Annotated in this window: 11 protein-coding genes; 6 read left to right on the top strand and 5 right to left on the bottom strand. The window is 43.1% G+C overall.

Features of this window, described 5'->3' with window-relative positions; translation table 11 throughout:
• Window positions 1–54 precede the first annotated feature (54 nt).
• From MSG37_RS08375 to MSG37_RS08365, 3 genes are read left to right on the top strand one after another with little or no spacing between them, the layout of a single operon-like run.
• Window positions 55–738: a C39 family peptidase gene (locus tag MSG37_RS08375; protein ID WP_248470139.1), complete on the top strand. Its 684-nt coding sequence runs from the start codon at window positions 55–57 to the stop codon at window positions 736–738.
• Between the two features lie 8 nt (window positions 739–746).
• Complete coding sequence (locus MSG37_RS08370; protein WP_248470138.1) at window positions 747–1475, top strand: hypothetical protein; 729 nt, start codon at window positions 747–749, stop codon at window positions 1473–1475.
• 32 nt (window positions 1476–1507) lie between these two features.
• On the top strand, window positions 1508–2875 hold the full coding sequence (locus MSG37_RS08365; RefSeq protein WP_248470137.1) for a transporter: 1368 nt from the start codon (window positions 1508–1510) through the stop codon (window positions 2873–2875).
• An 85-nt stretch (window positions 2876–2960) separates the two neighbouring features.
• Here MSG37_RS08365 and MSG37_RS08360 read toward each other — a convergent pair whose 3' ends face one another.
• The gene (locus MSG37_RS08360) at window positions 2961–3872 is read right to left on the bottom strand and encodes a LysR family transcriptional regulator (RefSeq protein WP_248470136.1); all 912 of its coding nucleotides are present in this window, start codon (window positions 3870–3872) and stop codon (window positions 2961–2963) included.
• 122 nt (window positions 3873–3994) lie between these two features.
• Here MSG37_RS08360 and MSG37_RS08355 point away from each other — a divergent pair, with 122 nt between their 5' ends.
• The gene (locus MSG37_RS08355) at window positions 3995–8551 is read left to right on the top strand and encodes a biotin carboxylase N-terminal domain-containing protein (protein WP_248470135.1); all 4557 of its coding nucleotides are present in this window, start codon (window positions 3995–3997) and stop codon (window positions 8549–8551) included.
• An 86-nt stretch (window positions 8552–8637) separates the two neighbouring features.
• Here the strand turns inward: MSG37_RS08355 and MSG37_RS08350 are convergent, their stop codons facing one another.
• Both MSG37_RS08350 and glf read right to left on the bottom strand, forming a co-directional pair.
• Window positions 8638–9453, bottom strand: coding sequence for a DUF707 domain-containing protein (locus MSG37_RS08350; RefSeq protein WP_248470134.1), 816 nt, complete (start codon window positions 9451–9453; stop codon window positions 8638–8640).
• Between the two features lie 24 nt (window positions 9454–9477).
• On the bottom strand, window positions 9478–10623 hold the full coding sequence (gene glf, locus MSG37_RS08345; RefSeq protein ID WP_248470132.1) for a UDP-galactopyranose mutase: 1146 nt from the start codon (window positions 10621–10623) through the stop codon (window positions 9478–9480).
• A 164-nt stretch (window positions 10624–10787) separates the two neighbouring features.
• Here glf and MSG37_RS08340 point away from each other — a divergent pair, with 164 nt between their 5' ends.
• Window positions 10788–11789 carry a diguanylate cyclase gene (locus MSG37_RS08340; protein WP_248470131.1) on the top strand — a complete coding sequence of 334 codons (1002 nt, stop codon included), beginning with the start codon at window positions 10788–10790 and terminating at the stop codon, window positions 11787–11789.
• A gap of 80 nt (window positions 11790–11869) precedes the next feature.
• Here MSG37_RS08340 and MSG37_RS08335 read toward each other — a convergent pair whose 3' ends face one another.
• Complete coding sequence (locus MSG37_RS08335; RefSeq protein ID WP_248470130.1) at window positions 11870–12763, bottom strand: LysR family transcriptional regulator; 894 nt, start codon at window positions 12761–12763, stop codon at window positions 11870–11872.
• 128 nt (window positions 12764–12891) lie between these two features.
• Here MSG37_RS08335 and MSG37_RS08330 point away from each other — a divergent pair, with 128 nt between their 5' ends.
• Window positions 12892–13032 carry a hypothetical protein gene (locus MSG37_RS08330; RefSeq protein ID WP_248470129.1) on the top strand — a complete coding sequence of 47 codons (141 nt, stop codon included), beginning with the start codon at window positions 12892–12894 and terminating at the stop codon, window positions 13030–13032.
• A gap of 23 nt (window positions 13033–13055) precedes the next feature.
• On the opposite strand, the gene MSG37_RS08325 is transcribed toward MSG37_RS08330, so the two are convergent.
• Entirely contained in the window at window positions 13056–13271 is a 216-nt protein-coding gene (locus MSG37_RS08325; protein WP_248470128.1) for a TIGR02450 family Trp-rich protein, read from the bottom strand.
• Window positions 13272–13425 lie beyond the last annotated feature (154 nt).

The raw sequence follows: 13425 nt of genomic DNA, 5'->3' as shown, positions 1-13425 counted from the left end.
GTGTGATAATCGGCCTGGGCATTGCTCAGGCCGATACATACAAGGAAGTCATCTATGAAACGTTCGTTTGTTATCTTAATTACCTTTTTATCTTTTAATGCGTTTGCTGCAGACATCATGTTGACAGGCATGATCCCTGGAATGGGTAACTACAGCAAAAATATTCAAAGTATCAGAGAGCAAAAGTTTGAATATGTTGTGCAGCAAAGAACAGACTTTTCTTGCGGTGCAGCTAGTTTGGCAAGCATTCTTAAATATGGCTACGGCAACGAAACAATAACCGAACAAGAAGTGTTATTGGGAATGCTAAAAGTGTCTGATATTGAGCTTGTGCAACAGCAAGGCTTCTCCTTATTAGATATGAAGCGATATTTAAACTCACAAAATATGCGTGGGCGCGGTTACCGTGTAGGTATTGCAGAGCTCCAGCAGTTAAAAATTCCTGCGATAGTGCTATTAAATGATGGTGGTTATAGCCACTTTGTCGTGATGAGAAGGTTCACCGGGAATCAAGTTTACTTAGGCGATCCCGCGTTAGGGAATCGTATCTTAACTTTTGACGAGTTTACCGATAAATGGAATGGCATCGTATTTGTGGTGATAGGTAATCAATACATTAAAGATAACCCTCTATTACACCCTCGGCCGCAGTTGACTTACAAGATATTGGATCCCTTGCAGCCATTATCCGATGCTGAATTATTAGAGTTTGGTTTCGAGTATGCAGACATGCTCTAGGAGGCAAAATGAAATTTTGCTTTATGACAGGATTAGTTACAGGTGCAGGGATATTACTGGCTAACACAGTATTTGCATCTGAAGTTCCGTTAGAGGCTTTTGCTGGAAAGTCGCCTTTACTGGATCAAGAGCTCGCTGAAATGCGTGGTAAATACACCGAGAATGGCCAAGATTTTTATTTTGGTCTTCACATGCAAACCCACTATATCAATGAGCAGGGGCTGTCTCAGCAAGTTCATATGCAAGTGGAGCTTGCGAATGCGGAAAGTGGCCCAGCTATGCGCATTACCATTGCCGATAATGTATTAAATGCTAACGATAGCGTTAACTTATCTGCTAACGGTCAGCAGCGGGGACTGCAACAATCGATTCAAATCGCGGGGGATTTTAATCAAGTAAATAATCAGTTTGATTTAGAGCAAGGTCACTTAGCGCCATTAAATAATGGAGTTGAAATCGTTATTGGTCAGACTTTAGTTAACAGTCGCGGTGACGTGGTTTACTCAACCGCCAGTGGTCAGCTTGGCTATGAGGTTGGTATGTCTTCAGCTTCTTTTGCGCAAGGGGTTGCATCACAAGGTGGTAACGGTCAATTGGTGCAATCGATTAAAATTGATGGGGCATTTCATCAAGTCACTAATCACTCTTTGATCCGTTATAACGGTATTAGTTTAGGTGTAAAACAGCGTCAATTATTAGGGATGCAGGTACGCGATATTATAGGTATTGGACTATAGTTTTTTTAAAGTATAAAAATAGGGAACAAGAAATGGATTTTAAATGGACTAAAGTGGCGCTACTGGTATCCATTTCGAGTATGCCAATGATGACTTTTTCTGTTGATGCAAACCAAGCTCAGATGACTGAAGCCGAAGAGCTACAACTATTAAAAAAACAGCTTATTTTGCTCAACCAGCAATTACAGATGCAGCAAAGAGCCATTAATCAAATGGCTCAAAAAGTACTGTCTAAAGAGGCGCAGCTGAAGCAAGCTCAAACAGCTAACACCACTCAAACTAAAGCCGCTCAAGCTCCCCAAGTTACTGCGCAGCAAGCGCGGGTATCAACATCTTCTCAAGCGCAGCCTCAAAATCAACAGGCGGCAATCGAAAGAGCGCCACAACAACCAACCCAAATTGCTAATTCACAAGCACAAAGTCCAACTCAGGCTGCTGTGAAAAAAGAACCTGAACGCTCGCGTAGCACTGAAGATGTGCTGCAAGAAGCGCACAATGTATTTGATCGTAAACTGACGATTGAGCCATCTCTAACCTACAGCTACTACGGTCGTAAAGATTTAGTGTTAAGGGGCTTTTTGGCATTAGATGCGATTTTCCTCGGTAACTTAAATTTGGATCGCATTCGCTCAAATACGGTCCAACTAGATCTCACTACTCGCTATACGTTAAACGATAGCTGGCAGTTTGAAATGGCGATGCCATTTGTGTACCGCCTAAACAAGTATGAGTCAGTAGGTGAAGGTAACTCGAGCCAGCTTTATGAATCAGCTGATGTAGAAGGCGCGCAAATTGGTGACATGAGCGTTGCCGCCTACTATCGAATAATGACAGAAGGTGACGGGTGGCCAGATTGGGTTTGGAACGTAAGAGTGCGAATGCCAACTGGAGATGATCCATTTGGTATTAACCTTGAGTCGTCTGAATCAGGTAATTTGACCTATCCCGATCAAATCGCTACAGGTGCCGGTGTGTGGGGCATTTCAACCGGGTTTAGTTTAGCTAAAACCTATGACCCCGCCATTGTGTTTTTTAACCTTAATTACGGTACTTTTCTTTCGGAAGAGTATGGTGATTTATCAGGCCTTCCAGGATTATCTCCAGGAGAGATTGATTTAGGTGACTATATTGATTACAGCTTAGGGTTAGCGTTTGCTGTGTCAGAGCGCATGAGTATCGGGATGAGCTTTAATCAGCGCTTCTTTACTAAAACCCGCCAAAAGCCCTTGGGTGGTCAGTGGCAAGATATTGCACGTACTGATACCAATACGGCTAATCTAGGTTTAGGTGCCACGCTAGCCTTGACTGAAAACTTTTCTATGGTCACTAGTATTGGTGCCGGCTTAACGGAAGACTCACCCGACTATCAGATTAGCTTGCGTTTCCCTTACCGTTTTTAATGGCTTAAGTAAGCATTGGTTTGCACGGATAAATTAAGCGCCTTGATAGGCGCTTTTTTATGTCAGCATGTTTACATCAGCTGATTTACACCATTAGCGACTGTAACGACTCTTGGCTAGTAAAGCGCTTATGAAAGAAGTCTAGAAAAACGCTGATGTTAGTCGCTAATTGACGACGGCTAGAGTACACGCCATAAACCTTAAAGGCTTCCATAGGCCATTCTTGTAAAATAGGCACTAGCGAGCCGCTAGCTAGCTCATTTTTACAAACGGAGTTGGATAGCATGGCAATGCCAAAATCATCCATAACTAATTGTTTTACCATTACAGCGCTATTGACCCTGACTTTACGCTGAAAATTAACCATAGTTTTTCTAGCGCCTTTACCAAGTGGCCAAATCGGCGCGGAGCGTGAAGTACCAAGTAAAATACCGCTGTGTTCAGCCAAGTCTTGCGGGGTTGCAGGGGTGCCATGGATTTTTAAATAGCCGGGGCTAGCAACCAAAATAGGTTGGCGCTCGAACAGTAACCTCGCTACCAAGTCTGATGATTGCAGCGGACCATATTTAATTGCAATATCGTAGCCTTCACCCACTAAGCCAACTTCACTATCGGTAAACTGCACGTCAAGTTCAACATTGGGGTAGAGGCGTAAGAAACCACTACATAAAGTGGCGATTAGTTCTTGGCTGAAAGATACTGGAATAGCGATACGCAGTAAGCCTGAGACATCATTGTGGGTATTTTCAACCGTGGCTTTTGCAGCTTCAATTTCATCGCTTATACTGGAGCAGTGCTGATAAAACAGCGCACCGACCTGAGTCAAACTCAAATTGCGCGTATCTCGCTGCAAAAGTCGTACACCTAGCTGCTCTTCAAGCTGGGCAACCTTACGACTAATGGTTGATTTTGGCATGCCTATTTCACGGGCAGCTTGAGAGAAACCTTTGGCTCTAACTACCGCCGCAAAGAGCATCATACCGTTTAAATCTGGCATGTTATCTCCACTGTCTCAAATATGGAACAAAGCGTCTAGCGCAGTTTAATAGCAATTGACGGGATAACAAAGTTATATTTACCAGCTAAAAATTTCAGAGGCTAAAAGCAGAGGATCTTTAGATGACCAGCCAAAATCAGCCCGCTAACACGACTCAAGTGCAAACTGCCGATCCGCTTTTTCTAAAAGCAGAGCAGCTAGCTAAAGACTTTTCCTTGTTTCCTGAACACAGTAAGCAGTCGCTTTCTGACGAAGTTAAAGGTCTTTTAGACGACGACGCGATTCAAGCCAATCTTAAAGATTTGGCCCAATTAGACGTCGATGGTTACGTCACTAAGGTTATTCAACCTACTCAAGATAAAAACCGCCCTGGTGCTAAGCGCATCATTGCGGATCTTAAAGGTAAGCTCATTACCGAAACTCATATTGGCCCTTTTTATAGTGCAGAGATCGAACTGAATTTTGGTTCTCGTACTCGCCGTATCGGTTTTGTAGCGCAAGAGCGTACAACTTCAAATGGCGCTTGGATGCCTGAGCACCATATCGCTTGCTGTAAGGCGATTCGTCATTTTGCTGAATTGTCTATGCCAATTGTTTACCTTATCGACACCCCTGGTGCTGATGCAGGTGAGGTGGCTAACAGCCAAAACCAAGCACACTCAATTTCTAAAGCGATTGCTGAGAGCGCAAACGTTGACGTACCGACTGTCGGTATCGTTATCGGTGCGGGTTACTCTGGCGGCGCTATTCCACTGGCTGCAGCAAACATTTTGCTATCGCTACGTGACGGTATTTTTAACACCATTCAGCCTCAAGGTTTGCAAAGTATTGCGCGCAAATACAACCTATCTTGGCAAGAATGTGCTAAATCAGTGGGTGTATCGCCTGAAGAGCTATACACCTCTGGTTGTATTGACGGTATTGTTGATTTCTCGCCATCAGATAAAGATGAGCGTCAGCACAACCTACGTCGTGCAATCATTAGCAGCATTGAAGCTGTAGAAAAAGCGGCGGTTAACTTTGTACGCGAATCAGAAGACTTACGCGAGCATTACGATCGCAGTTTAACGCGTTTCCTTAGCCCATCTAAGAACCTTGAAGCGCTAGAACTAAATGCAGAGCTTGCGGTTGCTAACAACCCAACCATGCATTTAAACCTATTTGGTAGCACATACCGTTACCTACGTTACCTAACCCTACGTAGCCGCATTCATTCAATCTCGCAAGAGCAGTATGGTCGTCTATCTAAGGTGAGCGTACCAGAAGGTGATTTGCTAGCGCGTATTCAGCAAGAGCAAGATCGCGTATTCCAGTCTTGGTTATCAAGCCCTGATAAACTGGTTTACGACGAAGAGCTAAACAAGCTTTGGGGTAACTTCATCGCTAAGCGTGATGACGTATCTACTGAGCGTAATATGCTGACTCGTTTGATTTTGGGTGAACCAAAAGAGAACTACAAAAAAGCTCGTAAGGCGCTTATCTTTAACATCAGCTGGTCTCTATACCACCGCTGGAAAGGTAACGCAGAAAACAACTTTAAAGGTCTAATCAACTACCTAGAAACGCTTCCATCAGAAGTGACTCAAGCTGATTGGCCTGAGCTAAACAAGCTGACGGTACTTGACGTGATCATTCACGACGAGCTACGTGAAGACTTTATTTGGCAGTGTCATAACATTCTTGTATTCAACGCACTTTACGACAACGTAGTAGGCAATTTAGCATCTATCGCTAAAGAAGCCATGATGTCTAAGAGCTTGTCACGTAACTCAGTTGATAACCTGTTGCATGAGTCGATTGACCGTGCTTTATCAACCCAAAACGTTGCTAACGACAAGAGCAAGTTCTACAAGTGGCTGAAGTACTTTATGACTCAGTCAAACCGTGCAGAACTATTGACTCGTACAGAGCAGTGGAAGAGTGTTGGTTTCCCACAGCTGAACGACAGTCTATTCGTTATTCTAACTTACTTCTTCGAACGTCTACTGCCAGAGTATTTCGACAGCGAAGAAGAAAGCAGTGAATACACTGGCGCGATTAACCCTGTGCGTATCGGTCGTCGTAAAGACTTCTGGAACCGTTTAACTATGGGTTACCAAGATTTGCTAATCCAAAAGGTTCTGCGCGATGAAAAGCGTGCGGGCAAAATGGGTTGGGATGCAATTGTTGCTAAGTTCTTCACTGAGTTTGAAGAAATCAATGGCGATAAGATCTCTGCTAACTTGCTTAACTTCCCTGGTTTCCGTCTATCTATTGAAGATGCGCTAGACAAAGGCATTCGCCCATGTGGTTTAATCACAGGTCTTGCTGATTTCGAACATAACGGCCAGCCAATGCGCGTCGGTGTAGCGGTATCAAACACAGCATTCCAAGCGGGTGCATTTGATATGGCTGCTGCAGAGAAGTTCAGCGCGCTGTTAATCGAGTGTGCTAAGCGTAAACTGCCAGTGATTTGTTTCATCAGCTCTGGTGGTATGCAGACTAAAGAAGGTGCTGCAGCACTATTCTCTATGGCAGTCGTGAACGACCGTATTACGCGCTTTATTCGTGATAACGAATTGCCAGTATTGATGTTTGGTTACGGTGACTGTACTGGTGGTGCACAGGCGAGTTTTGTGACTCACCCATTAGTGCAAACTTACTACCTATCAGGCACAAACATGCCATTTGCTGGCCAAATGGTTGTACCTGCATACCTACCATCAACTTCAACGCTATCTAACTACTTGTCGAAAGTACCGGGTGCGATGGATGCATTGGTGACTAACCCGTTTAGTGACACAATTGACGCTCAGCTACAAAGCATTGATCCATTAATGCCTAAGCCAACAGCTAAAATCGTTGATGTGATCAGTAATGCGGTTTCTACTTTAGTGCCAGAACGATTAGTGGCTGAAGAAGAGATTGTTCAAGACGATCCACGTCAGCTAATGAAGCCGATTGAAAAAGTATTGGTACACGCTCGTGGTTGTACTGCGGTTAAGCTTATCCGTAAAGCGCACGACAACAACATCAACGTGGTATTAGTTGCATCAGATCCTGATATGACTTCGGTACCAGCAGACATGCTTAAAGGCGACGATAAGCTAGTTTGTATTGGTGGTAACACTTCTGATGAAAGTTACCTAAACGCATACTCAGTGCTAAAAGTTGCTGAATATGAAAACGTTGATGCCCTGCACCCAGGTATTGGTTTCTTATCTGAAAGCCCACAGTTTGCCGCACTTTGTGTTAACAATGGCGTTAACTTTGTCGGCCCAAGCGTGCACAGTATGACGACTATGGGTAACAAGTCGAACGCGATTAAGACTTCTCAAGCGCAAAACGTACCGGTAGTTCCTGGTAGCCACGGTATTTTGAATAACGCAGAGCAAGCGGTAAACGTTGCTAGCGAAATTGGCTACCCGGTATTGCTTAAAGCAGTACAAGGTGGTGGCGGTAAAGGTATTCAGGTTGTTGAACGCCCAGGCGACATGATCTCCTTGTTCCAAAAGACTTCTACCGAAGCGGCAGCAGCATTTGGTAACGGTGACTTATACCTAGAGAAGTATGTTACTTCACTACGCCACATCGAAGTTCAGTTGCTGCGTGACCAGTTTGGTAACACCAAAGTACTTGGTCTACGTGATTGTTCTGTACAGCGTAACAACCAAAAAGTGGTTGAAGAGTCTGGTTCAACTATGTTGCCTGATGAGCTTAAACAGCGCGTGATGGAATACACTCGTGCACTAGGTGACGCAACAGATTACATGGGCGCTGGTACAGTAGAGTTTATCTATAACTTAGACGCTAACGAAGTCTACTTTATGGAGATGAATACGCGTCTACAGGTAGAGCACCCAGTAACAGAGGCTACTTCAGGTATTGATATCGTAAGCGCAGGTTTTGATATTGCAGCTGGTCGCTCGATTGCAGAGCTTGAGCCGCAAGAAATTGGCTACGCGATGGAAGTACGTGTAACTGCTGAGAAAGCGGCACTTGATAGCAATGGCGTTCTACAGCTATTACCACACCCAGGTTTGATTACTGAATACCAAATGCCAGAGCGTGATGACATTGAAATCATCTCTATTGCGGGTGAAGGTAAAGAAGTATCACCATACTACGATAGCTTAATTGCACAGATCATTTGCCGCGGTGAAAGCCGTGAAGACGTAATCACTAAGCTACATGATTACCTAGCAAATCAAGTTGTGATTAAAGGTATTGCGACTAACATTCCATTGTTAACGCGCATTCTTAAAGATGGCACGTTCAACGAAGGTGTTTACGACACTAACTACCTACCGCGCTTTATGGCAGAGCTAGATGTACCAGAGCTCATTGCTGAAATGGAAGCAGCAGCAGAAACGGTAGGTGTTGATACTGCATCGCTGCGTGTTGGTGAAAGTAACGAGCTTAAAGTTATGGCACAGGGTGCGGGTATCTTCTATACCTCTCCAGCGCCTGGTGAAGCTGACTTCGTTAAAGAAGGTGACATTGTTACTGTAGATCAGACTTTAGCGCTTACAGAAGCGATGAAGATGTTCTCGCAAGTAACCCTTGCCGGCTTTAACCGTAAGAATGCGGTACTTTACCCTGAAGATCAGCAGTATCGTATTGAGCGTATTCTTAATAGTAACGGCCAACAAGTATCACAAGGCGAACTACTATTTGTAGTATCACCTGTGACTAAGTAAAGGCTGTAAAGCTGAGCAATTAAAGTTGCTCAGCTTTACTGAACAAATAAAAAGCCCGCTAATTTGATTAGCGGGCTTTTTTGTATTTAGTTAATTGGGTACTTAGGTCGCTTTTTCGCTTGATGTTTAGCTATTACGCGTTGGCATTTACCGCGTATGCTGGCAAACAGGCCGCTATGAGTGGTCGATTGAGACACTTGGGAATAGACCTTAAATTTATTCGGCCCGTGACGACGGCTAATATTAAACTGCGGATATAAGCTTTGTAGGTGGATCGCATCCTTCTCTGGTGATAGCTCGGGGTTAAGCTTATACAGCTCACCGCCGACAGGGCGGGTATGAACCACAGCTGCGGCATCTATCACTGCAATTTTATCGTGCTTAGGGTTGTTAATCAGGTGTGGCCATAATGCATCTAGCCCCCAGCCTGATGGGCTTTGCCCCATACTATGCTTTAAGTTTTCTAGCGCAGCTTTGGAGAATACCGGCACCATGACTTCAACAAAATTACTGTAGCGTAATACCGAATCAGGCTGGCAGAGCAAGCTTGAGTGTGAAAAGTAAGAGTTCATTGTCAATGCCGGTTGCGCTAAAGCTAAATCAAACCCTTCAAACAAGCTGAACATTCTATTGATGGTGTTCGCATCAGCGAGAATATCATCATCAGGGATCCATACGGCCTCATATTGAGAGATCAGCGACCAGTTATTACTAATCAGTTGATGTACGATAGGCCATTTACCGCCTTTTACTTTTTCATAATAGGTTGCTTCGTGGCGAAATTTATCATCTGTATCACCAAAATAGCTTAAGAATAAATCGAAGTTAGGCGCGGCATTTTCTAACCACTTAGGGTGCAATGAGTTATCGCCAATACGAGCAATAACCAAATATCTTTTCATGTTTTATTCACTCTTTAAAATCATTTATTGCTCAGTAAATACTGGCATTTTTTGGCCATTAGCCAAAGAGGTTAAAAATAGTTTGCTAGCGCTTAATGCTTGGTCAATCGTGACATCCATATCTAGGTAGCGATAGGTGCCTAAACGGCCAACAAAGGTGATGTTTTTTTCTTGCTTAGCAAGGTTGATATAACGCTCTAGCAAGCTATTGTCATCACTCAAACGAACTGGATAATAAGGCGTGTCTAATTCAGTCGCTTCACGGCTATATTCTTTAAAAATGACGGTTTGGCTGTGCTCTTCCCAGGGCGCAAAGTGCTTATGCTCGCTAATTCGGGTATAAGCTTGGCTGGTATCACAATAGTTGATTACTGCATTACCTTGATAGTCGCCATCATGAGTTTCTTTGACAAAATCTAAGGTTCGATAAGGTAAGCGCCCTAGCTGATAGTCAAAATAGGCATCTAATGGTCCAGAGAAAAAGACATGAGCATACTGGCTTTTCATCGCAGCATTAAATGGGGTGTTTAAATGGACTTTAATATTGGGATGGTCGAGTAATTTTTCGATTAATACCGTGTAGCCATCTGCAGGCATCCCCTGATATGGGTGATTAAAGTAGTTATCATCGTAATTAAAGCGCAGCGGTAATCGCTTTAAAATACTCGAAGGTAAGCTATCGGGTGAACGCCCCCATTGCTTGATGGTGTAATGCTTGAAAAAAGCTTGATACAGCGATTCGCCAATCATCTTCTGCGCTTGCTGTTCAAAATTCTGCGGCTCGATAATGCTCTCATCAGCTTGATTGGCGATAAATGTTTTTGCCTCGTCAGGTGACATCTGCTTATTAAAAAACTGGTTAATCGTATGCAGATTGATAGGCAGTGAATAAACCTGGCCTTGAGTGACGGCTTTTACCCGATTGACGAAGGGTTTAAATTCTCCGAGTTGGGTGACGTAGTCCCAAATATGTGTTTTATCTGTATGGAAAATATGCGGTCCAAAATGATGTAGCATTATTTGGCTCGACTCATCTCTTGCTGAGTAACAGTTACCCGCAACATGAGCTCTAGGTTCGTAGACGGTAATAGTGTGGCCAGCTTGAGCTAGCTCATTGGCGATAACTGCGCCGGAAAAGCCAGCACCAGCGATGGCAATATTTATTGGCATATTTAAATCTGCAATCAACTTAATTTAACTGTAGTTTATCTTATAAAGGCGGCATTAAGTTATTTTTGCGCAAATGAGAGTTAATTCAGGCGTCAGCTAATATTCAAATGTTAATCAATAGTTGTTAATCTTTGTATTGATTATACGGGCATGGAAAGCAATTGGTGGAAATCAAACAAAAGTGTTCACTGTTTCAGGCTGAGATAGATAAACAACTTGCTGAGCTAAAAGCACAGAACCTCATTTTGCAACGAGATAATCAGCGACTTAGGCAGCAAAATAGCTTGTTAGAGCAGAAGCTCAATGCCGCACTTGATGGCACCGGCCTGTGTGTTTGGGAGCAGCATATCCCCAGTGGAAATCTGACTATGTACAACATGGAGTGGGGCTCACTTTTAGGCTATACCATAGATGAACTTGCAGCGCACGTCGATAGTTGGAAAGGCAATTTGCATCCAGATGATCGCGATTGGGTTATTGCTAATTTTGACGATCATATCAGTGGTAAAACTGATTCCTACGATGTTACTCATAGAATGCTGCATAAAGATGGCTCAGTTAGCTGGGTATCGGATAGAGGCCGAGTCATAGAGTTTGATGATAATGGTAAGCCATTAAGAATAATGGGAACCCATATCGATATCACCAAAGAGAAGCGTTATGAACTAGAGCTAGATAAGCTGGCGCATAGAGATCCCTTAACGGATTTACTCAATCGAAAGGCATTACTAAAAGCCTTTGAACGTCAACGTAATAGTATTGGCTGCGGCGCTCTCATGTTTATTGATTTAGACGATTTTAAATCTCATAACGATCGCTATGGGCATAAGTTTGGCGACAGTTTGTTGATGCAAATCGCCAGCACTTTGCAACACATAATCGAAGAGTCGAACAATATCGCTCGTCTTGGAGGCGATGAGTTTGTGATTTTATTTGAGTCGTTGCAGCAGGTTGAACTAGCAAGTATTGCCGATAGAGTTCTAACGGCTTTTGCGGCTATCACCCATGTAGAGGGACGAAAAGTCAACATTGGGATGAGTATTGGGATCTGCGCATTCACTGATCAAAGTTTTGCTCAAGTCTATGAGCAAGCAGACCAAGCTATGTATAAGGTTAAGCGTCAAGGCAAAAATGCCTACTATTTCTATTCAGATATTTTTGTATAGCAAAGTCGTTTGTTAACTCCCCAGTAAAGCGTTGTGTCACTAGTTATTAGCTTTTACTTCAAGCGAAATCTTAGTTTAGGCTAAAGTGTTGTCGGGTTTAATTCTTGGCTTAACTTAATAAAGCTGTCAGCGGCAGGCGTTAGCGGTAAGTTCTTACGCCAAATTAATGCAAGATCCCATGTGAGCGCAGGTGCTAGTGCACGATAAGTCAAATTCGGCGAGTTAATTTTATTGCAAATAGGTTCTGGCAATATGGCGAGCCCCATTTGTGCGTCTACCATAGTAGCAATAAAGTCCCATTGGCCACTTTGTGCTGTAATGTTTAATTCAATATTGGCTTTATGAGTTAGTCTGCGGATCAGCTTAGCGAGAGAAAAGTCATCGTTGTAAAGTATAAAAGGATACTGAGCGAGATCAGCCCAAGAGATGGTGTTGTTTAGTGCGAGTTTATGCGTTTTAGGCAAACAGGCCAATAGTGGGTAACCTTGTAAGTTATGGCTACAAAAGTCTTGCGTATGGGTGGTTGGTAGCGCGGTAAAGGTCAAATCAAGAGTATCGTTAAGCAGAGCTTGTTCAGCGGCATAGCCACCAAGTTCAACGATGGTTACATCGATTTTAGGAAAGCGTCGACGATACTCTGACAGTAGTTCAATAATCATTTCGCCCATCATGGGACAGACGCCTAAACGTAACTGCCCAGTTTGAAGTCCATTTAAATTATCCATCTCCTCTTGTAGCCGATGCCATTGCCCGACAATTTGCTTAGCACTAACCGCAAGCAATTGACCCGCTTCAGTGGCGAGCACTTTTTGATTATTACGAATAAGTAAAGGCTGGGCGAGATGCTCTTCAAGCCGCTGGATAATTTTAGTTAAAGTGGGTTGAGTTAGATGCAGTTTTTCTGCCGCGCGGGTGTAGTTGCCAACCTCAACTAAGGTAAGGAAACAATATAAGTTTTTGATTTGAATATTCATGCCAAAAGTGAATTCATTTGATGCTAACTATTCATTTTACTAATAGTGAGGTGGCGGTTATTTTAGCATCAATTAAACAGGTTTGTTGGTTTTTAGTGCAGCAATCCCGATGCACTAGAGGAAAAGAAATGAAGTCATATCAAGGTCTATTTGCTCAAGCGCTTTATCTTGCAGCGAAACCATTAGATAAAGAGCAGAAGCAAAAGCTAGCAGCTAAATCAATAAAGAGCCAAAAGTCAGAGAAAAAGCGCCACTTTTTCTCTTTCTAAGGTAGTAAATGGCTTGGGCTGGCTTATTTCCAGCCCTGAAGCCAAACTTTGTGGTCTGTTAGTTCGCGCCAATCAATTATCGATTGTTTGCGAGTGAGAACCGCTTCTATCAAACACAAGCTTACCTCACCATCCTCATCAAATTTCACCTTAGTGACTAAAAAGTGTTTCTGCTTATTTAAAGGCTGAACCGCAGTCCATTTGCTATTCAATAGCTTTTTGGGATTTATTCTATTCATGTCAATTGTTACGAATAACAATTGATGAAGGATCAATCAATAGATAATTAGTTATCTAATACTAGAGGATAGTTATCTTGAAATTGAATATGTATCCAGAGTTATTTTTTTAAAAATAGCCTTTCGTATTTGTTGTTAATAATATCTAGCCTCT

This window comes from Shewanella sp. 1CM18E, assembly GCF_023161665.1.
GTDB lineage: Bacteria > Pseudomonadota > Gammaproteobacteria > Enterobacterales > Shewanellaceae > Shewanella.
The sequence above is the reverse complement of the archived record's forward strand: the minus strand, read 5'-3'. Positions and strand labels throughout refer to the sequence as shown.